The sequence below is a fragment of the Entomomonas sp. E7T21 genome, from assembly GCF_058693955.1.
Map to the genome: position 1 here is coordinate 3,219,299 of NZ_CP191672.1, position 25,076 is coordinate 3,244,374.

Annotated in this window: 22 protein-coding genes; 7 read left to right on the top strand and 15 right to left on the bottom strand. The window is 35.7% G+C overall.

From position 1 onward, the window contains the following. Positions 1–10: 10 nt before the first annotated feature. Genes ACQVD9_RS15340 through ACQVD9_RS15350 form a run of 3 tightly spaced genes read right to left on the bottom strand, consistent with a single transcriptional unit; the run spans position 11 to position 3,711 of the window. Positions 11–1,231: a hypothetical protein gene (locus tag ACQVD9_RS15340; protein WP_264746795.1), complete on the bottom strand. Its 1,221-nt coding sequence runs from the start codon at positions 1,229–1,231 to the stop codon at positions 11–13. Positions 1,232–1,247: 16 nt separating this feature from the next. Further along, positions 1,248–2,447 carry a hypothetical protein gene (locus ACQVD9_RS15345; RefSeq protein WP_264746796.1) on the bottom strand — a complete coding sequence of 400 codons (1,200 nt, stop codon included), beginning with the start codon at positions 2,445–2,447 and terminating at the stop codon, positions 1,248–1,250. A gap of 52 nt (positions 2,448–2,499) precedes the next feature. Further along, positions 2,500–3,711, bottom strand: a complete 1,212-nt coding sequence (locus ACQVD9_RS15350) for a pyridoxal phosphate-dependent aminotransferase (RefSeq protein WP_264746797.1) — start codon at positions 3,709–3,711, stop codon at positions 2,500–2,502. Positions 3,712–3,892: 181 nt separating this feature from the next. Between ACQVD9_RS15350 and zapE the strand changes: the two genes are divergently transcribed. Beyond that, on the top strand, positions 3,893–4,981 hold the full coding sequence (zapE, locus tag ACQVD9_RS15355; RefSeq protein WP_264746798.1) for a cell division protein ZapE: 1,089 nt from the start codon (positions 3,893–3,895) through the stop codon (positions 4,979–4,981). 35 nt (positions 4,982–5,016) lie between these two features. Here zapE and ACQVD9_RS15360 read toward each other — a convergent pair whose 3' ends face one another. From ACQVD9_RS15360 to ACQVD9_RS15390, 7 genes are all read right to left on the bottom strand, one after another. Further along, a complete protein-coding gene (locus ACQVD9_RS15360; RefSeq protein WP_319804739.1) occupies positions 5,017–5,733 on the bottom strand; it encodes an alpha/beta fold hydrolase in 717 nt (238 codons plus the stop codon). Between the two features lie 37 nt (positions 5,734–5,770). Next, entirely contained in the window at positions 5,771–6,409 is a 639-nt protein-coding gene (locus tag ACQVD9_RS15365) for a hypothetical protein (protein ID WP_264746799.1), read from the bottom strand. Between the two features lie 47 nt (positions 6,410–6,456). Further along, positions 6,457–7,878, bottom strand: coding sequence for a TolC family outer membrane protein (locus tag ACQVD9_RS15370; RefSeq protein ID WP_264746800.1), 1,422 nt, complete (start codon positions 7,876–7,878; stop codon positions 6,457–6,459). A 271-nt stretch (positions 7,879–8,149) separates the two neighbouring features. After that, positions 8,150–9,133, bottom strand: coding sequence for an OmpA family protein (locus tag ACQVD9_RS15375; protein WP_264746801.1), 984 nt, complete (start codon positions 9,131–9,133; stop codon positions 8,150–8,152). A 280-nt stretch (positions 9,134–9,413) separates the two neighbouring features. Continuing rightward, a complete protein-coding gene (dut, locus tag ACQVD9_RS15380; protein WP_264746802.1) occupies positions 9,414–9,869 on the bottom strand; it encodes a dUTP diphosphatase in 456 nt (151 codons plus the stop codon). Then, on the bottom strand, positions 9,869–11,083 hold the full coding sequence (coaBC, locus tag ACQVD9_RS15385; protein ID WP_264746803.1) for a bifunctional phosphopantothenoylcysteine decarboxylase/phosphopantothenate--cysteine ligase CoaBC: 1,215 nt from the start codon (positions 11,081–11,083) through the stop codon (positions 9,869–9,871). Before coaBC ends, dut begins: the two co-directional genes overlap by 1 nt. Positions 11,084–11,204: 121 nt before the next feature. After that, positions 11,205–12,089, bottom strand: coding sequence for a LysR family transcriptional regulator (locus ACQVD9_RS15390; RefSeq protein WP_264746804.1), 885 nt, complete (start codon positions 12,087–12,089; stop codon positions 11,205–11,207). 106 nt (positions 12,090–12,195) lie between these two features. Here ACQVD9_RS15390 and ACQVD9_RS15395 point away from each other — a divergent pair, with 106 nt between their 5' ends. Then, on the top strand, positions 12,196–13,248 hold the full coding sequence (locus tag ACQVD9_RS15395) for a YeiH family protein (RefSeq protein WP_264746805.1): 1,053 nt from the start codon (positions 12,196–12,198) through the stop codon (positions 13,246–13,248). Between the two features lie 119 nt (positions 13,249–13,367). On the opposite strand, the gene ACQVD9_RS15400 is transcribed toward ACQVD9_RS15395, so the two are convergent. From ACQVD9_RS15400 to ACQVD9_RS15420, 5 genes are read right to left on the bottom strand one after another with little or no spacing between them, the layout of a single operon-like run. Beyond that, a complete protein-coding gene (locus ACQVD9_RS15400) occupies positions 13,368–14,789 on the bottom strand; it encodes a lipopolysaccharide kinase InaA family protein (protein WP_264746806.1) in 1,422 nt (473 codons plus the stop codon). Continuing rightward, entirely contained in the window at positions 14,786–15,544 is a 759-nt protein-coding gene (locus ACQVD9_RS15405; protein WP_264746807.1) for a lipopolysaccharide kinase InaA family protein, read from the bottom strand. The genes ACQVD9_RS15400 and ACQVD9_RS15405 overlap by 4 nt, the downstream gene beginning before the upstream one ends. Further along, entirely contained in the window at positions 15,541–16,275 is a 735-nt protein-coding gene (locus ACQVD9_RS15410) for a lipopolysaccharide kinase InaA family protein (protein ID WP_264746808.1), read from the bottom strand. Before ACQVD9_RS15410 ends, ACQVD9_RS15405 begins: the two co-directional genes overlap by 4 nt. Beyond that, on the bottom strand, positions 16,275–17,081 hold the full coding sequence (rfaP, locus tag ACQVD9_RS15415) for a lipopolysaccharide core heptose(I) kinase RfaP (RefSeq protein ID WP_264746809.1): 807 nt from the start codon (positions 17,079–17,081) through the stop codon (positions 16,275–16,277). The genes ACQVD9_RS15410 and rfaP overlap by 1 nt, the downstream gene beginning before the upstream one ends. After that, the gene (locus ACQVD9_RS15420; RefSeq protein ID WP_264746810.1) at positions 17,081–18,199 is read right to left on the bottom strand and encodes a glycosyltransferase family 4 protein; all 1,119 of its coding nucleotides are present in this window, start codon (positions 18,197–18,199) and stop codon (positions 17,081–17,083) included. Before ACQVD9_RS15420 ends, rfaP begins: the two co-directional genes overlap by 1 nt. 312 nt (positions 18,200–18,511) lie before the next feature. Here ACQVD9_RS15420 and tkt point away from each other — a divergent pair, with 312 nt between their 5' ends. From tkt to ACQVD9_RS15445, 5 genes are all read left to right on the top strand, one after another. Further along, positions 18,512–20,506, top strand: a complete 1,995-nt coding sequence (gene tkt / locus ACQVD9_RS15425; RefSeq protein WP_264746811.1) for a transketolase — start codon at positions 18,512–18,514, stop codon at positions 20,504–20,506. 30 nt (positions 20,507–20,536) lie between these two features. Next, positions 20,537–21,706 (top strand): phosphoglycerate kinase, encoded by a 1,170-nt coding sequence (locus ACQVD9_RS15430; protein ID WP_264746812.1) that lies wholly within the window; start codon positions 20,537–20,539, stop codon positions 21,704–21,706. Positions 21,707–21,837: 131 nt separating this feature from the next. Further along, positions 21,838–22,173, top strand: coding sequence for a hypothetical protein (locus ACQVD9_RS15435; RefSeq protein ID WP_264746813.1), 336 nt, complete (start codon positions 21,838–21,840; stop codon positions 22,171–22,173). Positions 22,174–22,225: 52 nt separating this feature from the next. After that, positions 22,226–23,290 carry a class II fructose-bisphosphate aldolase gene (gene fba / locus ACQVD9_RS15440; RefSeq protein ID WP_264746814.1) on the top strand — a complete coding sequence of 355 codons (1,065 nt, stop codon included), beginning with the start codon at positions 22,226–22,228 and terminating at the stop codon, positions 23,288–23,290. A 130-nt stretch (positions 23,291–23,420) separates the two neighbouring features. Beyond that, positions 23,421–25,073, top strand: coding sequence for a YdgA family protein (locus tag ACQVD9_RS15445; protein ID WP_264746815.1), 1,653 nt, complete (start codon positions 23,421–23,423; stop codon positions 25,071–25,073). Positions 25,074–25,076 lie beyond the last annotated feature (3 nt).

Genomic DNA, 25,076 nt, shown 5'->3' on the forward strand with positions numbered 1-25,076 from the left:
TTTTTAATTATTACTCTAAATACTTCGCTGATAGTTTTTTATACTCTTGCTCACCAATGATTTCTATTATTTTATTAACAAAAGGTTGGGGTAAATTTGATTGATATTTATTGGGTTCTATCACCAATAAGTGCAAATAACTATCTAAATTATGATATTTCTTATGCAACATGCTGTCTAACTCATTCCAAAAAGCGGCTCCCTTTACATAAAATAAGCTATAGTAATTCCAACTTCCTGTTTGCCAGAATTTTTTATCTATTTGATACATACCTAATGCATTCTTAGGATTGTTTATTTCCAGCCTAAACCAACGATCTAAAGTAGTTGTATTTAGTCTACCTACAGTTAAAGCTTTATAAGCATAATAATCTGCTAGACTCTCACATGCCCACCTTGAAAATGACTCACATGGAACTAATAAATGCACATATTCATGTAGCATTGTTTTATGAAAACGAACTTCCCAATCCTCAGCAAGTTGATAGCCATAAGTATAGTAATTAATTAATGCCACATGATCTTGGGCAACACCACCTGCATCTTCCATGATTCTATCATTTCGTTCTAACATCACTATAGATATAGGTTTTTTAATATAATTACCCAATTGTGAGGTAAAAACTTTATTTAAATATCTAAGATTAGCTTCAACCTTAACCATTAACATTCGTTTATTAATAGCTTCAGCACTTTTATCCGAAAATATCTCAAACTGTTTATTAGCTACAGTGACTTGAGTAGGTGCTCGCCCCCAAACCCAAAATAAAAAGGGCTCTTCTTTTGAGGGCAATGGTTTACAACCATGTTCATCTACACAGACTAACTCCTTTGCAGCCCCGATAATTCTTGGAAAGTTTTTACTCTCAGAAAGAGTCCACTGCCCATTATTTAAATAATAATCTTCTAAAGACCTAGCACCAACCCCTGTAACAGACTGCCTTTTAACATCTATAACCCAATAAATTAACTCACAATTAGCTGGTTGACCATAACTAATCTTAGTATTGTCATTTGCACAATATACATCTCTTGCAGGCCGTTTATCTCCATAATAATATCTTGATTCTTCTAATATAAAATTATTTAATGGCTTTGTATTTACTTCGACTCTAACTCTTAAAGATGGGTAAAACTCTTTTTTTAACTGGTAAATAATTTGATAGTCTTCTGCCTGAGAAATTAAACAAATAACTAAACCTATTATTATTAAAAAAATCCTATTTCTCATAAATATTTAATCTAAACTAACGTAGATAGTGTTGTACTAATTGATCAAAGATATCTTTACCTATAATAGGTTCTACTTTATCAATAAACACTTTAGGTAACTCTATATTATCGTTTGTTCCAGCCAAGTAAGGAATAAATTCATCTAAAGAAGTATTATGTTGTAATAGGTGCTGGTCTATTTCACTCCAGAATGCAGATCCTTTTATATACAAAACACTATAATAACTAACAGCACCTTTTAACAATTTTTGATTTGCCTCATATAAACCTGTGGAGAAAGAAGGATGTGCTGAAGCAATTTTTTGCCAACGCTCTAACGAATTAGTATTAAACTCTCCTAATGTTACAGCCTTATTCGCATAATATTCCGCAATACTCTCCTCAATCCAAGTAGCATATCGATAACGGGAAGCCACATGCACATACTCATGCAAAGAGGTATGTAATAATATAGTTTCTGTATTTTTTACAAGCTGGTTATTCTCAACATAATAATTTGCTAAAAATGAATGATAGCCTGCTAATCCACCAGAAACTTTCGCATTAGCATTCCGAGCCAACCAAATAATATTAATTGGATAATCATTATCAGTATGAAATACTTTAGCAATATACTCATACCTAGGTTCTAACCATTTCACTAACTTTTGTTTATCTAATAAAGTATCCCCTTGTCTATCTGTAAAAAGATTAACAGTTAAAGAAGGTAATTTTACAGTTGTAGGTTGCTTGCCCCAAATAAAAAATAAAGGTAACCCATCAGCAGGTATAGGCTGACACGTTTTATCGTTAACACATACTAATGTTTTGGAAATATTATGAAAACGTGGAAAGTTATAAGCTTCTGTAATTAACCATTGACCATTATTCAAATAATAATCATCTTGTCCTGCACCATTAATTCCTTCCATAGGTTGACGCTTAAGATCTATAAACCAATATATTAAACTACAACGCTGTGCTCTATTATATTCCACTAAACTATTATTATCGGCACAATAGACTTGCTTTCTGGGTTGAGGTACTTTTGAAAGTGATGTTTTAGAGTTTGTTAATATAAAAGTCCCTAAATGCTTAGTTACTACATCAACTTTTACTTTTAGTGAAGTATCATAGTAATTACTAATACGATAGACAACAGGATAACCTTCCGTTGAAGCCACAGAAGGTAAGCAAAATACTATTAATAGTATTAATAATATTGTTTTCTTCATAATATCCCATTAATAAATAAAGCGACCCTTTGGTCGCTTTATAATACACATCTTACTGTTTATAACTTTTTAAGAAAATTTCTATGCGTTTAATAGCATATTCTAAATCATCCACTCTAGGTAATGTCACAATTCTAAAATGGTCTGGATGTATCCAATTAAATGCTGTACCTTGCACAACTAAAATTTTCTCTTGTAATAATAAATCTAATACAAATTTTTCATCATTACGAATTGGATAAACTTTAGGGTCTAATTTAGGAAAAGCATAAAGCGCACCCATAGGTTTGACACAGCTAACTCCTGGAATAGCATTTAACATTTCCCATGTTTTATTACGTTGTTCGTATAAACGTCCACCGGGTTTTACTAGATCATTAATCGTCTGATAACCGCCTAATGCCGTTTGAATTGCTCCTTGTGCTGGCACATTAGCACATAAACGCATATTCGACAGCATATCTATGCCCTCAATATAGCCTTTTGCTAAATGCTTTGCCCCTGAAATCACCAACCAACCTGACCTAAAACCTGCACTTCGATAAACTTTTGACAAACCACCAAAAGTAACAAAAACCACATCTGAAGCTAAAGAAGCAATAATAGTGTGCTGAGCATCATCATAAAGAATCTTATCGTAAATCTCATCAGAGAAAATAATTAGATTATGTTGGCGAGCAACTTCAATGATATCTAATAATAACTCCTTAGAGTAAACAGCACCTGTTGGATTATTAGGGTTAATTAATAAAATCGCTTTAGTGTTTTCAGTAATTTTTGATTTAATATCATTAATATCAGGAAACCAATTCGCTTGCTCATCACATAGGTAATGAACCGCTCTACCACCAGCCAATGTAGTTGCTGCTGTCCACAATGGATAATCAGGTGCAGGAATCAGCACTTCATCACCATTATTTAACAATGCCTGCAAAGACATCACAATTAGTTCAGAAACCCCATTACCTATATAGATATCATCAACACTCACACCTTCTACTAGATTTTGTTGATAATATTGCATTACCGCCTTACGAGCGCTGAATAATCCTTTAGAATCACAATAACCTTGGGCCGCTGGAAGATTTTTGATCATATCTTGCAGCATTTCGGCAGGTGCTTCAAAGCCAAAAGGGGCAGGGTTACCGATATTTAATTTTAAAATACGTTGACCTTCTTCTTCTAGGCGTTTAGCGTGATCTAAAACTGGTCCACGAATGTCATAGCAAACATTAGCCAGTTTGTTGGATTTTTCAAAGCTCATTGGATTATCTCTTAGATAACATTTAATATTAAAATTAACTCTACCTTTTTATAGTAGAAAACCGTTATATCATACGACTAGATAACACAATAGAAAAGTATTCTTTACTTTTTTCCTTGTTTATAGCGTATAATTTATGTTTTCCTTTTTAATGACCACCATTTAATTAGTATAAGAAGTTATGACTCCTCTTGAACGTTACCAAGCTGATTTAAAGCGTCCTGACTTTGCTAAAGACTCAGCTCAAGAAAATGCAGTAAACCATTTACAAAGACTTTTTGATGATTTAGTTGCAGCACACAACAAAAGTACCAGCCTAGTTAGCAAACTCTTCCATAAGCGCAAGCCTATTAAAGGGCTTTATTTTTGGGGTGGCGTAGGGCGTGGAAAAACCTATTTAATGGATATTTTCTATGATACCTTACCTTTTCCAGAAAAAATGCGTACCCACTTTCATCGCTTTATGAAACGTGTACATGAAGATTTAACACAACTAAAAGGACATAAAAATCCGCTTACACTAATTGCAGAACGGATATCAAAAGAGACCCGCGTTATCTGTTTTGATGAGTTTTTCGTATCAGATATTGCAGATGCAATGATACTAGGTACATTATTTGAAGAAATTTTTAAGCGTGGTGTTTCACTGGTAGCTACTTCAAATATCATTCCAGATGGTCTCTATAAAGATGGTTTACAGCGTGCTCGCTTCTTACCTGCTATAGCACTATTAAAAGAAAATACTGAAGTAATTAATGTTGATAGTGGCATAGACTATCGGTTACGTGTATTAGAGAAAGCTAATCTTTATTATTGCCCAAATGATGCTGAAGCAGAGAAACAATTAGAACATACCTTTGCTAATTTAATTCTTGATCCAGCAGATGCTAAAGAAAATATTGATCTAACTATTGAAAACCGCTTAATTCATGCCAAAAAGGCTTGCAGCACAGCGGTTTGGTTTGAGTTTAGAGATATCTGTGATGGCCCCCGTAGCCAAAACGACTATATAGATATTGCTAAAGCTTACAAAGCAGTACTTATTTCTAATGTTGAGCAATTAGATACTAATAAAGAAGATATAGCCACTCGCTTTATCTATTTAGTAGACGAATTTTATGATCGCAATGTTAAACTTATTTTATCTGCCGAAGTACCTTTAAAGGATCTTTATGTAGGTATTCGTTCTGAGTTTGCTTTCCAACGTACACTGAGTCGTTTGTTAGAAATGCAATCTCATGAATTCTTAACTAGACCACATAAAAACTAACATTACATACTACTGCGAGTGGCGAATTATCGCCACTACGCTTCTTGTAAAATCCAATCTCTTAATAACTCTGTCGTTAATTGTGGATACTCTAACGGTGGCAAATGTCCACATTTAGGAATCCTATGTAACTGTGCATTTGGTATGGCTTTTGCCATATTCACTGATTCCTCTGGAGGCGTTAACTTATCATCCTCACCAACAACAATTATCGTTGGTTGCTTTATTTTACTTAGGGTAGGAATAGAATCAGAACGATTTAGAATAGCTGTCTGCTGTTTTAAAAAGACCTCTTTACCCAATTCAGCAGCCATTTTCATTACCTCATCAGCAACAGGCGTATTTAGTTTATCTTTATGGATAAGGTTGGGTAGTAATCGAGGAGTCACCCCGATAAATCGTCCTTCCTCAGCAAGACGAAGTAGCCCCTTACGAGTTGCCGCTCTTTCAGGCTCATCTAAACGAGCCATCGTATCAAACAATGCTAAACGAGTAACGCGCTCTGGTGCTTGCCGCATAATTTCAAAAGCCACATAGCCACCCATTGACAAACCGGCCAAAAAGAACTGCTCTGGTGCTCTATCTAACACCCTCCTTGCCATTGCCTCAATGGAGTCATCTTGAGAAAAGTCAGCCACAAACGGCTGGCAGATATCCACTAAATTATTAACCTGATTTTGCCATAATCTTTCATTGCATAATAGGCCTGGTAACAATAGTAAACTTGGTAATTCTTTTTTATTCATATTCATAATATATTTCAAATACTAAATATCCATCACTACAAATCTATTCTTTATCTTTTGATAAACTCTTGTTTAAGGTTTTTATACCAAATATCATACCAACCCAAACCAATACAATATCCCAAAATGCTAAAACAAATGAAAATGGCGTTAAAAAGATCCCAATAAAAGGTATTCTGTAATAAATAAGCCTTCTAGCAATATCTCCTGCCAGCCCTGGAACCCTACAACTGACAGTACCACCGATCCCACTTAGATCACATCCCAAACTACTAGCCACTCCATAAGCTACAAAAGTACCTATAATAGGTGTAGCAAAAAAACATACAAATACTGTAATCCCCATACATAAAGTTATATCAACAATATCTAATATATTAGATGCCAATTTATAATTTAATTTATATTCATATTTTGAATGCTGATATACTTTTTGATTACTTCCCACTATTCTGACAATAAATATTATTAATAACCAACCAATAATAATATCCCAGAAATTAAAAATAAAAACAAATGGACCCGAATTATAATAAGCATAGTCAATTAATCTATACCAGTCTAACTTTCTACCCACAATACTAGCAATTTTCTGTCCCACAAAGGGCAAACTCAACAAACAGATAAAAACTATTAATCCTTTTGTTAACCAAGAGCTTAAACGCTTATAAAATGGAAGCATACTTATATATTCCCTCTGTAAACTTCTTTTTTTATAACAAAGAACACTTAATTATTTCTTAATAGTTCTGGCGGTAAAAAATCTTTATTTGGCTCATAGTTAGGATTTAAATAAGCCTCTAACTCCTGCAAATCTAATGGGCTTAAAGTACCCACCATTTCTTTTAAACTCAATATATCAATAATATAGGCATAACGTGCATTATTATAATTACGTACTGCATCATATAGTTGTCGCTGTGCATCTAATATATCAACAATATTACGTGTGCCAGATTGGAATCCTATCTGGGTAGCTTCCACAGCACTTTGGCTAGAAATTATAGTCTGCCGTAATGCCTGAATTTGCTCAATATCTGTATTAACTGCTCGATGATAATTACGGGTATTCTGCACAACTTTACGTCGTAAACTTTCTTGACTATGCTCAGACATCATCAATGTTGAACGCGCTTCTCTCACCTGCGACGAAGTCATCCCTCCAGAATAAAGGGGAACTTGTAACTGCACACCAACACTTGTTTGTTCAACATCTGAACCATAATGAGCTAGGCTAGTAGCTGAATTATTAAAATTAAAAGCATCATTATCCCCTCGTTGATACGAAGCCACAAAATCAACTGTAGGAGCATGACCTGCTTTACGCTGTCTTAATGTTTCTTCAGCAGCAGTCACACCATAAAACCCTGCTCTCAAACTCAGATTTTGTTCAACTGCTTTATCAACCCACGCTGTTGCATTATTAGGGATAGGAGGATTAATAGGTAAATTATGACGGATACCTTCAACGGCTTCATAATGACGATTAGTTAATGTTGTTAATGCTTGAAAAGCATCTTCAACATTTTTTTCTGACACAATTCTTTTAGCACGTGACATGTCGTAAGCAGCTTTTGCTTGTAAATAATCTGTTTTATCCGCCAACCCTAAATCAAAACGTGCACTAGCTTCATCTGCTTGACGTTTATATGCATTTTCTTCTGCTTTAGTGGCTGCCAAGTCATCTTGTGCTTGCAAAACATTAAAGTAGACTTGTGCTGTTTGTAAAATTAATTGTTGCTGTGTCACTGCAAAATCAAAATAAGCCTGCTCATTAGTAGCATGTGCAGCCTGTAATTGAAACCATCGATCCACACGAAAAATAGGTTGAGTTAAATTTACCCCATAAACATGTGAGTTACGTTTTATTGTGGTTGCAGGTTTATCCAATACTGTTCTTGTGTTTTCATAATTAGCATTAGCATTAATTTGTGGCAATAGTCCTGCTCGAGCCTGAGGAACCACTTCTTGTTTTGCTTTATATTGTGCTTTGGCTGCTGCCAAGTCAGAGTTGTTATTTACTGCATCATAATAAATCCTAACCAAACCTGTCTTTCTCAATGAAACACGTGCGCTGTTATTTTCTGCATTAGCATAGGTTGTTATCAATGCTATACACAAAATAATCAAACTTCGATGCAATAGTTTCATATCCTATATCTCAAATAATAATTAATTTTAAATTAGTACTTGTCTGATTCTATTTAAAAGACCGTAGTTTAATATATTCAGCAAAGTGTATAAAAATAATTATCACAACGTCTAAAACTGAATTTTTCTTATTACTGATTTATTAATATTAAACTGTTTGTATAGAAACTTAAAACTCCATTTAATTCATTTTTTCTTTCAAGAAGATAAAAAAATGCCCTGATAATTCAGGGCATTCTTTATAGTTTAACCTACTCTAGTGAGTAACTAATTACTGAGCTTGTTCAGTAGCAGTTTCTTGAGGAGGAATAACTTGTGCTTCTACAGTAGCGTCAACGCGACGGTTCATAGCACGACCTTCTTTAGAAGCGTTATCAGCAATAGGCTTGTCTTCACCATAACCAACTGCTTGTACACGGCTACCTTCAACACCATAAGTATCAACTAAAGCATTACGAACAGCATTAGCACGTTCTTCTGAAAGTTTTTGGTTATAAGCTTCTGCACCAACAGAGTCAGTATGACCTTCAACTACAGTAGTAGTTTGTGGGAACTGTTTCATAAAGTCAGCTACTTGTTTGATGTCGTCGTAGCTACCTTCACGGATAGTTGCTTTATCGAAATCGAATTTAACATCTAATTGTACACGTACAATTTCTGGCTCTGGAGTTGGCTCAACTACTACTGGCTCTGGAGCTGGTTCAACTTTCTTACCACCACCGAAATTAAAGCCAACAGCACCTGTTAACATGTATTCAGCTTGGTGATTACCTAAACCGTACATGCCATCAACACCTGCACGCGCATAGAAATTATCAGTGAAGTATAATTTTGCACCTACACCTAAGTTAAGGATAGTATCACGGTCACGACCAGAACGATCAGCATTGCTGATAGATTGGTGAGCAACACCAGTAGAAATGTATGGACGAACCCAATCACCTGGTTGTGCAAAGTGATAGTAAGCGTCTAAAGAAGTTAATGAACCTTTAATGTTTTTATTACCATATTCGTTATCACCACGAATATCGTGATATTCACCATAAGATAATGCTAAAGAAACGTCATCAGTTAAGAAGTAACCTAAGCTACCACCATAAAGCTGACCATTATCCATGTGACGAGCGCTGTCTGTGAAGTAACGTTTTACAAATGCTTCACCTTCTACAGCACCTTGACCTTGAGCAAAGGCACCAGTAGAAACTACTGCGATTAAAGAACCAGCAACAAGTGCTAAGCTATTTTTCATTTTCATTATTAAATCCCCAATAAATATGGAATATTATTAAAGTACATATAACCGACATAAATTTCGATGAGTAGATTTTAACAGAGTTCAAATTTAGGCTAGCCTCAACTATAGGTTCTGTCATCTAGCGTTCAGGAAACCCCCCCATTTCTTAGCCTTAAGTCTAAGAAAACAATGCTAAAAAATAGGAGTTATGATCATTTTCGCTGGCTTTTTTATGGTTTTTTTAAGGATATTTTAGAATGTAAAAAAACATTTCTAACGCTCCATTAACTAAACTATTTAATTAATGGCGACCTGAATGCCCAAAACCGCCTATACCACGTTCTGATTCAGTAAACTCATCCACAAATTCAAAAGCTGCTTGTACAACAGGAACTAGTACCAATTGAGCAATACGCTCTCCCACAGTAATAGTAAATGCTGTATTACCACGATTCCAACAGGAAACCATTAATTCACCTTGATAATCTGAATCAATTAATCCTACAAGATTGCCTAATACAATGCCATGTTTATGCCCTAAACCTGAACGAGGTAAAATCATCGCTGCTAATTCTGATGTGCCTATATGAATAGCCAGACCTGTTGGAATTAAAATTGTGTGGCCTGGTTCAAGCACACAATCCTCTTGTAACATAGCTCGTAGATCTAAACCAGCAGACCCAGTAGTTGCATAGGCAGGAACAGGAAAATCTGCACCTAATCGTTTATCTAAAATTTTAGTTTGTAACTTATACATTAACGTTTCTCTTGTAAAAAATAATCGGTAATCAGAGCCAGTAATTGTCTGGCAATTTTTGACTTGCTAGTTAAATCAAAACGGGTAGTTTTTAACTCCCGATCAATCACAGTAATCACATTATCATCACTATTAAAACCAATTGTAGGGTTAGCCACATCATTGGCTACAATTAAATTTAAATTTTTATCTTTTAATTTTTTTGAGGCATATTCTAATAAGTTTTCTGTTTCAGCTGCAAAACCTACACAGAAAGGTCTATCCTCTCTATTAGCTATTGTGGCTAAAATATCAGGATTACGTATTAACTCTAGTAGCACACCATGTTGATTAGATTGTTGTTTTTTTAGTTTTTGCTCTGCAACAACTTGTGGTCTAAAGTCGGCCACCGCGGCTACAGCAATAAAAATATCACAAGGTAAAATAGACTCACAGGCAGTAAGCATATCCCTAGCACTCACCACATCAATACGCTCAACCCTATCTGGTGTTGCTAGGTTAACTGGCCCACTCACCAAGATTACTTCAGCTCCTTGCTCTGCTGCTGCATCTGCTAAAGCAAAGCCCATTTTGCCTGAACTATGATTGGTGATATAACGCACAGGGTCTATATTTTCTTGAGTAGGCCCTGCGGTGATAACTACTTTTTTACCTGTTAATAATTTAGTTTCAAAACAATTGGCCACTAATTCAGCCAAATGATAAGGTTCTAACATTCTACCAGGTCCCACATCACCACATGCTTGTGAGCCAGTATCAGGACCAAACAGTAAGATATCTCTTGCGATTAATTTTTCAACATTATTCTGGGTCGCCACATCCCGCCACATAGCTTGATTCATGGCAGGAGCTAAAGCAATTTTGGCATCTGTTGCTAATATTAAAGTAGTTAATAAATCATCAGCCCTACCCTCAGCAATTCTTGCTAATAAATCAGCAGTAGCTGGAGCAATAAGCACTAAGTCAGCCCAACGCGCTAACTCAATATGCCCCATCGCTGCTTCAGCATGAGGGTCTAATAAATCAGTATGGACAGCATTTCCAGATAATGCTTGCAAAGTTAAGGGCGTAATAAACTCTTGCCCCGCTTTGGTCATAACGACACGAACATCAGCACCATATTCCTTTAGCTTACGAACTAACTCTGCACTTTTATAAGCAGCAATACCACCGCCCACGCCCAAAATAATACGTTTACTGTGTAATCGCTGCATTACTCACTCTCAATTTATAGGTTTTCACAGTTTGCTAATAGTCATATTAACCATTATTTGCTGCTTATTATACTGCAATTCAATATCTAGTGTTTATTTGTGTCACGGGCACTTTCTTATTTTATCTCTTAAGTTCCTCAATAAAACGTTGTAATAAAGTTGAAATTGGTCTTTCTTGAAGTGTTATTAAATACAAAGCTCTTATCAATTTTTTAGCTTGTGGAAGCTGTAAAACCTTAACTTTTTTAAGTGTGATTAAATCCTCTACAATACAGGCAGGTAATATTGCCACACCTGCACCACATGCTACCATTCTAGCAATCCCTTCATTACTTGCCATTATAAGCCGCTGTTTTGGTTTAACGTTTAATGTTTGCAACATATTTTCAGTCACTTTATAAGTTCCTGAGCCTTGCTCTCTTACTAACCACAATTGATTACTTAGTTCTTTTAAGGATAGATTCATATCAGGGGAAGTAATTATACTCAGCTCTTCTTGTTGCCAAACTTCTCTGTGAATTCGTTGATCATCAACCTCTCCCTCTACAATAGCTAAATCAATATCACAATTGATTAACGCCTGCCGCATCATCTCTGTATTGCCTACTTTTATATTTAACTCAATATTTGGATATTTTTGGTGAAAAGCTGTTACATAATTTGCTAACCAATAACTGGCTACTGTTGTACTAGCCCCAACTCTCAATTTCCCTTGTTTTAAACCAATACGCGCCTGTAAATCATCTATAGCTACTTTTTCTAAAGAAAAAATAGCACGCGCATGCTCGAATAATATTCGACCATCCTCTGTTAATTTTATTGTTCTGTTTTTTTTAACACCTGCCATATTACGCTCAATAAGCGATAAACCTAATTGCGTTTCTAATTCTCGTATCGCTTTTGACACCGCCGATTGACTAATAAAAAGCTTTTCCGCAGCTTTTGTAAAGCTTTGACTCTCAACTATTTGATAAAAAATACGAACCAAGTGTAAATTCAATTTCATAACTAAAATTCATGATTATTTGAAATTTATATATTTGATTCCATATTATTATTAGTAATAAGCTTATGTCAAATAGTTTTATAACTTTAAAAGTTAGGAGCATAAGATGTTACAACAGAGAAAAACTCTACCCATTTTCCAAAATATAGGGAATAGTAGTTTTTTGTTAGGTCTCATTCTTATTATTACTATAGCCTGTATTAGCCAATACTTATCTTCTTTATCTTGGGTAAAAACTACTGGCCTAAGTGCCTTAACTATAGCCATCTTATTAGGCATTGTGATTGGTAATACATTTTTTAACCATATTGCTACTCACACAGTTTCAGGTGTAGATTTTTCAAAAAATACTCTATTACGTTTTGGCATTATTTGTTATGGCTTTCGAATTACCTTCCAACAATTTAGTTCTGTTGGTTGGTCTGGTGTATTAATTGCCACCGTGATGTTAGCAAGTACTTTTATGTTAGCGATGTTGATAGGAATAAAGCTGCTTAAACTTGATAAACAAACAGCCATACTTATTGGAGCCGGTAGTTCTATTTGTGGTGCAGCAGCTGTGATGGCAGCAGAACCAATTGTTAAAGGACAAGCTCATAAGGTAGCAGTAGCAGTAGCAACCGTTGTTGTATTTGGCACTATAGCTATGTTTCTCTATCCTTTACTTTTTCCTTATTTAGGATTATCAGAACAAGCCTATGGTGTTTTTGCGGGATCTACCATTCATGAAGTAGCACAAGTTGTTGTTGCAGGGAAAAATATTAGTGAAGCAGCTGCTTCTGCAGCAGTTATTGAAAAAATGTTAAGAGTTATGTTGCTAGCCCCTTTTTTAATGATGCTCTCTATTACATTAGCTAAAAAGGGTGATAACACCAGCAAAGCTAAAATTAATATTCCATGGTTTGCTGTTCTATTTATTCTTGTAGCGCTGTTTAACTCTTTGGTAACTATTCCCAATTCAATACTTGACTTAATAAATAGTGCAGATACATTATTTTTAACAATGGCAATGGCCGCATTAGGTGTAAGAACACATCTAGGGGCAATCCGTCAGGCAGGTATTAAGCCTCTATTATTAGCAGGAAGCTTATTTATATTTTTAATAGTGGGTGGTTATACCATTAACTTAGGAATTCATCACTTATTTATTAATGGTTAATTTTAAGGCTATTTGATTTACAGCTGTTACTATACAATTTTAGACGAAGCGAATGGCTGAAAACAGTACAACTATTACGGCAAAGTCATTCAACGACATATAAAAATGTAGAGCAATAGCTATATCTTAGGAAGACGCTCATCAAATAGCCTATACAAACTAGAGTCTTTAGGCCAATTACGTAAAAAGCGAGTACGATCTTTAGCATAAGCTCGCTTAAAAGAATGAATACATTTATGTTGTTTAACTGCATCAAGGTCAATTAATGTCCACTGATTATTAACCCAAAACAAATTGGTTCCCTTTAAATCACCATGACTAATACGATGCTTAATAAGACTAACGAATAAGTTATCTAACGCTACTAATTCTGCTTCAGGTGGCCTACTATTTTCATAAGGCTTTAAATGGGTTAGTAAGTCTGGCCCTTCTAAATACTCCGTTACTAACCAAGCTCTACCACGCATCCAGCAATGACGCTCCTCTAATAAAGCCAGTGGTTTAGCTGTTGGAATGCCTAACATCATTAACCTAAAACTCTCTTGCCATGAGTGCCAACCACGTGTTGGTCGCCAGCAACGACTTAACTTATGCTTAAAGTTTTTAATGTTATAGCGTTTTAGTAAAATATGTTTACCATTAATAATGATATCAGCCACATTAGTAGTACCAAAGCCCTTAATAAAACGCCCTTGATCAATATAATAATCTGGCTCGGCTAACAGTGGCGCTAATATTTCTTCTTCTGTGCGAACTACACCATAAAAACCATTTGCTGTATTCTTCACACTAAATAATGTACAGTCTCGTCTGATTTTTTTCAGTATATTATCAACTCGCCACTTTCTAACTTTAATAATAGCTTGCTGTAAATCTGCTACTGATAAACTAATTGTTATATTTTGCGTTTGATAAAACTCAACAAACTCCTGTAAAAAATCATCTAGCTGAGGAGGCAACTGAGCAAAGAAAACAGCTAAATTAGCTATTACTTTATTAATAGATAATGCCTGTCCAGCTTTTTCTACAGAAATTCCATCACCATCAATCCAATATAAAATACCACTTTGCTCTAACAAGTTATCCAAATGTAAATCTTGCTGCCACAAACCCTTTAAATGAAGTTGTGCTATAGCTGCTAATGCCTGTTGTAAAACCTTTTTTTGCTGTTCATTAAGCAATGGCTGATTAATAAATAATTGCCATTGTTGGTCAAGCGTTTGACTATTCTCTAGGTACTCAAATAATAAATAGCCACCTTCTTCAGTTATTTGGTGAGCAAATAATTTAGGGGTATTGATTTGTTGCTGTGCTAATAAATTAACACCCTTTAATTCTCTTTGATAATGCTTATTTGCTTTACTACCGACAAATAACTTGGCTAATACTATTTTAGCTTGCCAATTAGCTTTTGCTACATAACGCTGATTAGGTAAAGTACGCAGTAAATTTTCTATTACTAAATCATTATCTTTATCTAATGTTATAGATAGCGGTAATTCAGGTGTACGACCTGCATTGGTAAGCTCAACCAGTTTCAAGCACGGTTCTCCTTACGTTGATTACGCTTGATGAGTCGATTTAACCAATCAGTCACTTCTGTAGAATCTTTTGGCTTATCAAGATAAGTATTAAGGAATAGACGATAATCATCCTCTAACCATTGATTTTTAGTTCGACGCGCCAATGTATCAATATCTTTTAATCGGTCACGTTTACCAAAATGTAATCGTCTGGTTTTTTCTAAATCAATAAGGCAACTATCAAAACCATCAATACTAGGTTTTAAAAAGATATGTTTAGGATAGAAACAACCATGTAACACTTTCTTATCATGTAACTTTTTTAATAATAAGCCACAAGCTTTAATAATCATCTGTTGCGTTTCTTTAGCCATCGTAAACCAATCTGGCAAATAGCTCTCTAAATCTTGCCAACCATCTAACGCGTGAGTCAGCAAAATGGCTTGTTTCTCATTAGCTAATGTTCTAGTGCCAAAAAAAGCCGCTGTTACCGCAGGAATACCTAATTGTTGATAGTATTCAATATTACGAAACTCTCTAGCAAAAGTAGGCTCACCAAAAGGTGCATATAATGAGCGCGTCAGATGATTAGATTGGCGTTTTAAAAAATAGCCCCTATCTCCTAGTTTCAGATAACTTACAGTACTCCAGCCGCCACGCTCACTATTAGGTTCATCCACAGTTTCTAATTGAAGATTCCATAGTGCTTCAAAAGAATCTAAGCCATTCTCGACTAATAATTGCTTATCTACGGAAGCAATAAAATCGCTCATTCTCTTCCCTCATAAAGTTTTACAATACGTCTAATGCGCTGTTTATCTTTATCTTTTAAACGATCACGCTCACGATATTGCAGATAAAAACGTAACCGCTGGGTACGAGTAAGCTGATATTTTGCTACTTTATCTAAACAAGCAAGGTCTTTGATACGGCGAAAACTAAACATGTAGCCATACCAAAAAGCACCTGTAGGACAATCAATAAAAAATAAATTTTGTTGGTCATCCACTAATAAATTACGCCATTTCAAATCATTATGGGCAAAATTATGATCATGCATTTTACGGGTAGCTTTAGCTAATTGCAGGCTAACATTATTTACCCATTTATAATCGTGTAGTCGAGCATCCTGCTGCTCCACCATTTGTGATAAATCTGTGGTATTAGGAATTTCTTTAGTTACCATAGCACCACGCATAAATAAGCCTTTACTACGCTCCAAACCTGAAGCAACCACTTCAGCAGTAGGGATGCCCCACTTTTTAAAACGTTGCATATTCTGCCATTCTCTTTTAATACGAGGCTTACCAAGAAATTTACGAATCCCTTTACCAGCGTCCCAATAACGCTTTACATAATAGCGAGTTCCCTCTATTTCCACACGTACTACTTCAGAAACACGATCCTTAGTAATACGTTCACCCTCTAGAGCAAATACAGCTTCCAGACTACCAAAACTATTGTTTAAATGTTGATACTCAGGATTTAACTTCCACTCAGCCATTAAATCGCCTCACCATACTTTTGCTTACGCTTATAAAGCTTTGCTGCTTTTTCCTCAAGCCACTGTAAAAGATCTTTTTCATCCCTGAAAATATCAGCTATAGGCTTTTGAAAATAAACTTTTAAAAAACGCAATAAATCTCGTTTAGTTAAACCAATCTCTAATACCGAAAAATAAAGTGCTGCCAAATCCTTATTGCGCCAGCGAGTTGGTAATTGACTATGTATTTGTGCACGATGTAAATCAATTACCGACAATTTAAACTGCTCTGCAGTCACTGCTGTGTCTGTATGTAATAAAAAATGGCAAATATAACAATCACGGTGATTTACGCCCGCACGATGCATTTTTCCTACCATTTCTGCAACACGATTAATCAGTGCCCATTTTAGCTTTACCTCAGGCGGCTGATTGATCCAATTTATACTAAAATCTTCTAGGCTAATCGTAGGCGCTAGCTCTTCAGTAATAATAAAAGAGTATTGTTTTGCTGGATTAGCTCCCTTTTCACCAAAAGCTACTGCTGTCATGGTATCAACTCCCACTGACTGCAACTTCTTAATAGCCTTTAATTCTTGACCCGCACCTAAAACAGGTAATTTTGCTGTAATAAGATTTTTAAAAATCTCAGACCAACCAATACCACGATGAATTTTGACAAAATATCCCTTACCCTGAACTTCTGTACGTAGTGTTTTACGTCCACTTAGTTCACGATAGACTTCTCCTTGCAAGCTTTCTACTTCAGTAAATGGATCTTTCCCTAACCACAAGCTTTTAAAGGGTTCAGATAACTCTAACTTCATTAACAGACTTCCAAAATAATATCCGCAGCACGTTCTGGCATACTATAAATATCAGCATCTTTTGCATAGGCTAAACCATTTTGTTGCCATTTAGCACGTGCTGACTTGTCATCTAGCATGGTTTGTAATGCTTGATTTAAATTACCTTGCTCAAAGGGACTTTCAATAACAATACCGCAATCTGCTTCTTTAATATAGTAGGCATATCCACAAACATCTGTTACTAATACAGGCAACCCAGCCACCATTGCTTCTAATAAAATAGTCCCTGTATTTTCATTATAAGCAGGATGAATAAGCACATCTGCTCCCAATAAAAAACGCGGAATATCATTACGACCTTTTAAAATAGTAACCTGCTCTGACAAACCTAACTTCTTAATCATTAATAAGAAATTGCGCGGTTCATCCTGACCAATAACAATAAACTTAGTACGTTTTCTTAACTCAGTAGGTAAACTAGCTAAGGCTTTCAAAGAACGATCAAGTCCTTTAGTTTTAAATCCTGAACCTATTTGTACTATTAATAGTTCATTATCTTTAATATTAAACTCTTGTCTAAACTGTGCCCGAATATCTGCCGCATTAGCAGGTGCTTTGCGATCTGTAGCTATACCAGGAGGTAATAAATGAAAACGCTCTGAGGGTGTTTGATAATGTTTTACAAATAGTGGTTGTTGTAATGCTGAAATCATTAATATATGAGTTTTAGACTTAACATCAAATACCGCCTTTTCATACTCATAGAAATGACGATAACGCCCTGTTTTTTTATAAAAGCCATGCCGTAAATTTTGTGCTTTATCTTCAAAACATGGGTCAGCGGCATAATAAACATCTAGATCTGGCATTTTATTAAAGCCAATTACTTTATCAACAGGTCGCTTAGCTAAATCTGCCTGCACCCAAGCTCTAAACTTTTCATTACGATTATGATTAAAAAAAGCTTTAACTGGCGCAATTAATACTTCAAATCCCTCTGGAATATCACCTTGCCAAATCATAGTATAAACACGAATACTATGGCCACGCCTCTGGCACTCCTGTGCAATACGCATAAAATCACGCTGCAACCCTCCAAAAGGAAAGTACTTATACAGGATAAAGGCTAATTGCATCACTCACTCCAAAAAACTTACTACTTTATACTAAGTAGTTTAATTCAGATACTTCTATTTGTCTGAATAAATCATAACATTGTTTTACAGCAAACAATAAATGACACTCTTCAAAAAACATAATAACACCATGATTTACAAGAAAATTACTTTCACAGTCAAAGTTACTAACCTGTCCAGTTATATTCTAGGTATAATAGGCAACTTTATTATAAAAGTTATTTGTCTTTTAGGCTTTTTTTATTAATATGACTAAGCGACAATAACACTTTATCTTGATATTAATGATTAGTTTGTAGGAGATCTTTAAAGATGCCAAGCCATCGTGAGTGCGCTAATGCTATCCGAGCCTTAAGTATGGATGCCGTTCAAAAAGCCAATAGTGGACACCCTGGTGCCCCTCTAGGAATGGCCGATATTGCAGAGGTTTTATGGCGTGGTTTTTTAAAGTACAATCCTCTAAATCCAGATTGGTTTAACCGTGACCGCTTTGTTCTGTCAAATGGTCATGGCTCGATGTTGCTTTACTCATTACTTCATTTATCAGGCTATAACCTTTCAATTAATGATTTAAAAAATTTCAGACAATTTAAATCACGTACTCCAGGCCATCCAGAATATGGCTATACGGTAGGCATAGAAACCACCACAGGCCCATTAGGTCAAGGTTTAGCTAATGCTGTAGGTATGGCTATTGCTGAAAAAGTCCTTGCAGCACAATTTAATAAGCCAGAATTCCCATTAGTTGACCACCACACCTATGTATTTTTAGGTGACGGTTGTCTTATGGAAGGTATTTCACATGAGGCAAGCTCATTAGCAGGTACTTTAGAACTTGGCAAATTAATCGCCTTCTATGATGACAATGGCATTTCTATTGACGGAGAGGTTGAAGGTTGGTTTACTGATGATACGGCTCTTCGCTTTGAGTCTTATGGCTGGCAAGTAATTCGTAATGTAGATGGACATGATGCTGAAGAAATTAAAATAGCTATTGAAACAGCTAAAGCAGAAACAACTAAACCTACACTTATTTGTTGTAAAACTATTATTGGCTTTGGCTCACCCAATAAACAAGGTAAAGAAAGCAGTCATGGTGCACCATTAGGCGCTGATGAAATATCAATCACTCGTGATGCATTAAATTGGCCACATGCACCCTTTGATATCCCCCATGATATCTATGCTGCTTGGGATCATAAACATGCAGGCACTGATGCAGAAAAAGCTTGGAATACATTATTCTTTGAATACAAAAAGCAATTCCCAGAATTAACTGCTGAGTTTGAACGCCGTGTATGGCGCGAGTTACCAGAAGACTTCTTAGAAAAAGCAGATCAATACATTGCTGAAATTGCTAACAAAGCAGAAACTATTGCGAGCCGTAAAGCCAGTCAAAATGCACTAAACGCCTATGGTCCTTTATTGCCTGAACTACTAGGCGGTTCTGCTGACTTAGCAGGCTCTAACCTTACTTTGTGGAAAGGCTGTAAAGGCATTGGCCCTGATGATGCCAGCGGTAACTATGTATTCTATGGTGTGCGTGAGTTTGGTATGAGTGCCATGATGAATGGTATTGCTCTACATGGTGGCTTTATCCCTTATGGCGCAACCTTCTTAATTTTCATGGAATATGCTCGTAATGCTGTACGTATGTCAGCACTTATGAAACAACGAGTGATTTATGTATTCACTCATGACTCTATTGGCTTAGGTGAAGATGGCCCTACTCACCAACCAATTGAGCAACTAGCTAGCTTACGTTTAACGCCCAACTTAGATACTTGGCGCCCATGTGATGCTGTTGAGTCAGCAGTTGCTTGGAAATTAGCTATTGCACGTGAAGATGGCCCTACTTCTTTAGTGTTCTCACGTCAAAACTTACAACATCAAATACGTACTAACGAACAAATCGCCAACATTGAAAAAGGTGGTTATATCCTTAAAGATTGCCAAGGTAAGCCAGATCTCATTTTAATCGCCACAGGTTCCGAAGTAGAACTAGCTACTCAAGCTTATGAAGAATTAACAGTACAGGGTAAAAAGGTACGTGTTGTTTCTATGCCATGTACTTCTGTATTTGATCGTCAAGAGATGGCCTATAAAGAAGCTGTATTACCTAGTGATGTTACAGCAAGAGTTGCTATAGAAGCTGCCCATGTAGATTTCTGGTATAAATATGTAGGTCTTAATGGTCGTGTTATTGGTATGACAACCTTTGGTGAGTCAGCTCCTGCCCCTACGTTATTTAAAGAATTCGGTTTTACCGTTGAAAACGTAGTAGCTATTGCTAACCAATTACTTTAATACTGTACTTAATAAAAAAGGTTAAACACTATGCATGTTTTAAAAATGGAAGATCTTGATTTAGCGGGTAAACGAGTACTTATTCGTGAAGATCTTAATGTTCCTGTTAAAAACGGCATCATTACGAGTGATGCTAGATTAGTAGCCTCATTACCAACCATTAAACAAGCATTAAAACAAGGTGCGGCTGTCATCGTATGCTCTCACTTAGGTCGACCAGAGGAAGGCGTATTCTCTGAAGAAAATAGCCTTGCCCCTGTTGCAAATTACTTAAGTATCGCTTTAAAGCAATCTGTGCCATTAATTAAAGACTATTTAGAGAACCCTATTACAATTGAACCTGGTAAAGTTGTTTTATTGGAAAATGTACGCTTTAACAAGGGTGAAAAGAAAGACAACGATGAGTTAGCACAAAAATATGCTAGCCTTTGTGATGTTTTTGTAATGGATGCATTTGGTACAGCTCACCGTGCACAGGCATCTACCCATGGCGTTGCAAAATTTGCTAAAGTTGCAGCAGCAGGGCCTTTATTAAGTGCTGAACTAGAGGCACTTGCTAAAGCATTATCTAATCCGGCAAAACCAATGGCTGCTATTGTGGCAGGTTCTAAAGTTTCTACTAAATTAGATGTACTCAATTCTTTAGCCAAGATTTGTGATCAATTAATTGTAGGTGGTGGTATCGCTAATACTTTCTTAGCTGCTGCTGGTTATCGTGTAGGCAAATCACTTTATGAACCTGAACTAATAGATACTGCAAAGCAAATAGCGCAACAAGTCAGTGTACCATTACCCTCTGATGTGGTGGTAGCAAAAGCCTTTGCTGCTGATGCAGAAGCAACTGTTAAAAACATTAATGATGTGGCTGATGATGATATGATTTTAGATATTGGCCCCAAAACAGCAGCACATTTTGCACAGCTATTAAATACTTGTAAAACTATCTTATGGAATGGCCCTGTCGGTGTATTTGAGTTTGATCAATTTGCCAAAGGTACAGAAACACTAGCCAAAGCAATTGCTACTGGTAATGCTTTCTCCATTGCAGGTGGTGGTGATACATTAGCTGCTATTGATAAATTTGGTGTAATAAGACAAATATCTTATATTTCAACAGGTGGCGGGGCTTTCTTGGAGTTTGTAGAAGGTAAAGTATTGCCAGCGGTAGCTGTCTTAGAACAACGAGCCAAGAACTTGTAATATACGAAAAGCGTATAGGTAATAGTACTGTTTTGTTATTTAATGGTAAAAAAGTAGTTTTATGATTAAAACTACTTCGACTTAACAAATGATCTCTATTAATGAATCATACTAATCGTTGAGAACAATAGATGAAAATTTTACAGTTAATCAGCTTAGTAATAAGTGTAATATTTTTACTTAGCTGTACCCATGATGAAACAGCATCTGTACCTGTTGGCATACCTAACTATCAATGGACCTGCGATACAGGGGCTATTGTTGAATGGAAAGCAGAAGATTTATCAGCCAACAAAATTCAATTACGTTTAGACAATGGTCAAAAACTTTATATTTTAAATAAAATATATACCACAGATATTGGCACACTTTACTCCAATGGCGAACTTGCCTTTAGAGTTAAAAATCAAACTGGCGTAATATTTTGGGCTACTAACGATGAAATAATTGGTCAAAACTGTATGTAAGGTAAGACCAATTACTAAATAATAGAATTCAAATGTAGGAGATACTTTAAAGATGGCATTAATTAGTATGAGACAAATGCTAGACCACGCAGCAGAATATGGCTATGGCATTCCTGCTTTTAATGTAAATAACCTTGAACAAATGCGTGCCATTATGGAAGCTGCAGACAAGACGGATTCTCCAGTAATTGTTCAAGCTTCAGCAGGTGCTAGGAAATATGCAGGTGCTCCTTTTTTACGTCACCTCATTTTAGCTGCTGTAGAAGAGTTTCCACATATTCCTGTCGTGATGCATCAAGACCATGGAACTAGCCCTGCTGTTTGCCAACGCTCCATCCAATTAGGCTTCTCATCCGTCATGATGGATGGCTCATTAGGTGAAGATGGCAAAACCCCAACAGACTATGATTACAATGTTCGCGTAACTCAACAAACTGTTTATATGGCTCACGCTTGTGGTGTTTCAGTGGAAGGTGAACTTGGTTGCTTAGGTAGCTTAGAAACAGGAATGGCTGGCGAAGAAGATGGTATTGGTGCTGAAGGTGTTTTAGACCATAGCCAATTACTCACAGATCCAGAAGAAGCAGCTCAATTTGTAAAAGCTACTGAAGTAGATGCTTTAGCTATTGCTATTGGTACAAGCCATGGTGCTTATAAATTCACTAAACCACCTACAGGTGATACTTTATCTATTGCACGAATTAAAGAAATTCATGCGCGCATCCCTGATACTCATTTAGTTATGCATGGTTCTAGTTCTGTACCACAAGAATGGTTGAAAGTGATTAATGAGTTTGGTGGAGAAATTCCTGAAACTTATGGTGTACCAGTCGAAGAAATTGTTGAAGGCATTAAATATGGTGTGCGCAAAGTTAACATTGATACAGACCTACGTTTAGCATCAACAGGAGCAATACGTCGTTTCTTAGCACAAAACCCTAGTGAGTTCGACCCACGTAAATATTTTGCCAAAACGATAGAAGCCATGCGTGATATTTGTATAGCTCGTTATGAAGCTTTTGGTTCAGCAGGAAATGGCTCAAAAATTAAACCTGTGTCTCTAGAAGTGATGGCTGAACGCTATGCAAAAGGTGATTTAAAGCCAAAGATTAATTAAAGCTTAATATGTACAGGGATCGTTTATAAAGTCTTAAACAATAAAAATACTCTGTGCTATAGTATAAGGTATGTCTAAATCCAGCCTCTAAGCTGGATTTAGCTTATTACGATCAAAAGGACGATATGACATGAAAAAGATTGTTGTTGTACTAGTTATTATTGCTGCAATAGTTGTAGCGCCCTTTATTACAGGGAAGTTAATAGAAAACCACTTTGAGAATAAAGTAGCGCTTATAAACAGTAAGCTAGAAAAAGTTTTTCACCAAAAAGACCTTATTAAACTAGAGTATCATGCTGGCTGGTTTAGTTCATCTGCTAAAACAACTATTGGCGATGTGGTAATGAACCATCATATTGTGCATGGCCCATACTGCACGTTTGGTGTTGCTCAAGTGGATAGCACATTTAATATACCAGAAAAAGCAGAAAAGGAATTAGCCACATTATTTGATGGTAAAAAACCTTATTCAATTACTACTAAATTAGGTTTCTCTGGTACTACTCATTTGAATATCCAATCACCCGCTTTTGGTGAAAAAGAATTGCCAAATAATCCTAAAGTAAAAATTGTTTGGCAAGGGCTAGAATTATCTTCTGATATCACCAAAAACACTGTAAGCTCTACTTTTTCAATGCCTAAATTTGTTTTCAAAGAGGGTAATGGTACTCTCTCAATTGAAAATATTAAGAGTCAAAGTAAAGGTGATCGCTTATTTGATAATGAGTTAAACTTTGTATTAGCTAAAAACTTCAAAATGGATAGCGATGCAAGCATTGGCAAAATCACCTTTGATCTTTTAAATGACAGCCAACCTGTAAATATTCAAATCAATAATATTACTAGTCAGATGAAAACTGACAGTAATAATTACACTGGTAACTTTGTAATTGAAAACGTTATAGCCAAAGCTGACCTTATTTCATTTTCTACTGATAATATCAGCATGAATAGTGTAGTTAACGATCCATTCTGGATTTTAAGAAATAATCTAAAGGAAGCGGACTGGAATTCTAATGCAGCTGCATCAGCAAAGAATATTAAATTTAACTACCCTGAAAAAGCCACTCAAGTTGCACTTGATTACCATCAAGAACAACAATTAACTGATAATGACAACAAAATAGGATATCGTGAACTTTACAGAGCCTCCAATATCAATATTCAATTTCCTAGGTATGGTAACTTTATTAATGGTGGCGAATTAAGCTATCAAATTAATGGTTTACCAAAAGAGCAACTCTCTATTGCTTTTGCGAACTATATTGATTTTATCAAACACAGTTTTATGTCAAGTTTTAATAAAGGATTTGATAAATACAGCTCTGGTGATAGTTATGCAATTATGCAGCAATATGAAAATAAATTGATGACTTCTGGACAAAATCTTGCTGTTGCTACTTTACAAAGTACACCCGACGTAATTGTTGACTTTAAATTACAAGGCAATAAGGGTGATGCTAATGTTAATTTTAAAGCTTCTTTAATTAAGCCAGATACCAGCACTACCAATATTCAACAGCTTGCTATGGGAGCCTTACCACGAATAAACGCTAAGCTCTCAGTAAATGCTGCTGAATCACTTATTGATGCCGTAGCACAACAAGTTGAACTTGATGAAGAACAGTTAGTTGATTTAAAACATGAAGCTAAACAACGTTATCCCATTATTGATAGCAATGGTCAATACTCTGTAGAAGTGGAATTTAAAGACAATAGCTTCTACGTAAATGGCGAGCTTGACCCAACTTTTTTACAAAAATATTCACGTGAATTTAGATAATTT

Bases quoted from the DNA above. Each gene is read 5' to 3' on its own strand.
- ACQVD9_RS15375 (WP_264746801.1), bottom strand. From the start codon at position 9,133: ATGAAAATGAAAAATAGCTTAGCACTTGTTGCTGGTTCTTTAATCGCA.
- fba (WP_264746814.1), top strand. From the start codon at position 22,226: ATGGCATTAATTAGTATGAGACAAATGCTAGACCACGCAGCAGAATAT.
- coaBC (WP_264746803.1), bottom strand. From the start codon at position 11,083: ATGCAGCGATTACACAGTAAACGTATTATTTTGGGCGTGGGCGGTGGT.
- ACQVD9_RS15445 (WP_264746815.1), top strand. From the start codon at position 23,421: ATGAAAAAGATTGTTGTTGTACTAGTTATTATTGCTGCAATAGTTGTA.
- ACQVD9_RS15435 (WP_264746813.1), top strand. From the start codon at position 21,838: ATGAAAATTTTACAGTTAATCAGCTTAGTAATAAGTGTAATATTTTTA.
- rfaP (WP_264746809.1), bottom strand. From the start codon at position 17,081: ATGAAGTTAGAGTTATCTGAACCCTTTAAAAGCTTGTGGTTAGGGAAA.
- ACQVD9_RS15410 (WP_264746808.1), bottom strand. From the start codon at position 16,275: ATGGCTGAGTGGAAGTTAAATCCTGAGTATCAACATTTAAACAATAGT.
- ACQVD9_RS15360 (WP_319804739.1), bottom strand. From the start codon at position 5,733: ATGAATATGAATAAAAAAGAATTACCAAGTTTACTATTGTTACCAGGC.
- ACQVD9_RS15350 (WP_264746797.1), bottom strand. From the start codon at position 3,711: ATGAGCTTTGAAAAATCCAACAAACTGGCTAATGTTTGCTATGACATT.
- dut (WP_264746802.1), bottom strand. From the start codon at position 9,869: ATGTATAAGTTACAAACTAAAATTTTAGATAAACGATTAGGTGCAGAT.
- zapE (WP_264746798.1), top strand. From the start codon at position 3,893: ATGACTCCTCTTGAACGTTACCAAGCTGATTTAAAGCGTCCTGACTTT.
- ACQVD9_RS15430 (WP_264746812.1), top strand. From the start codon at position 20,537: ATGCATGTTTTAAAAATGGAAGATCTTGATTTAGCGGGTAAACGAGTA.
- ACQVD9_RS15395 (WP_264746805.1), top strand. From the start codon at position 12,196: ATGTTACAACAGAGAAAAACTCTACCCATTTTCCAAAATATAGGGAAT.
- ACQVD9_RS15420 (WP_264746810.1), bottom strand. From the start codon at position 18,199: ATGCAATTAGCCTTTATCCTGTATAAGTACTTTCCTTTTGGAGGGTTG.
- ACQVD9_RS15345 (WP_264746796.1), bottom strand. From the start codon at position 2,447: ATGAAGAAAACAATATTATTAATACTATTAATAGTATTTTGCTTACCT.
- ACQVD9_RS15390 (WP_264746804.1), bottom strand. From the start codon at position 12,089: ATGAAATTGAATTTACACTTGGTTCGTATTTTTTATCAAATAGTTGAG.
- ACQVD9_RS15340 (WP_264746795.1), bottom strand. From the start codon at position 1,231: ATGAGAAATAGGATTTTTTTAATAATAATAGGTTTAGTTATTTGTTTA.
- ACQVD9_RS15365 (WP_264746799.1), bottom strand. From the start codon at position 6,409: ATGCTTCCATTTTATAAGCGTTTAAGCTCTTGGTTAACAAAAGGATTA.
- ACQVD9_RS15405 (WP_264746807.1), bottom strand. From the start codon at position 15,544: ATGAGCGATTTTATTGCTTCCGTAGATAAGCAATTATTAGTCGAGAAT.
- tkt (WP_264746811.1), top strand. From the start codon at position 18,512: ATGCCAAGCCATCGTGAGTGCGCTAATGCTATCCGAGCCTTAAGTATG.
- ACQVD9_RS15370 (WP_264746800.1), bottom strand. From the start codon at position 7,878: ATGAAACTATTGCATCGAAGTTTGATTATTTTGTGTATAGCATTGATA.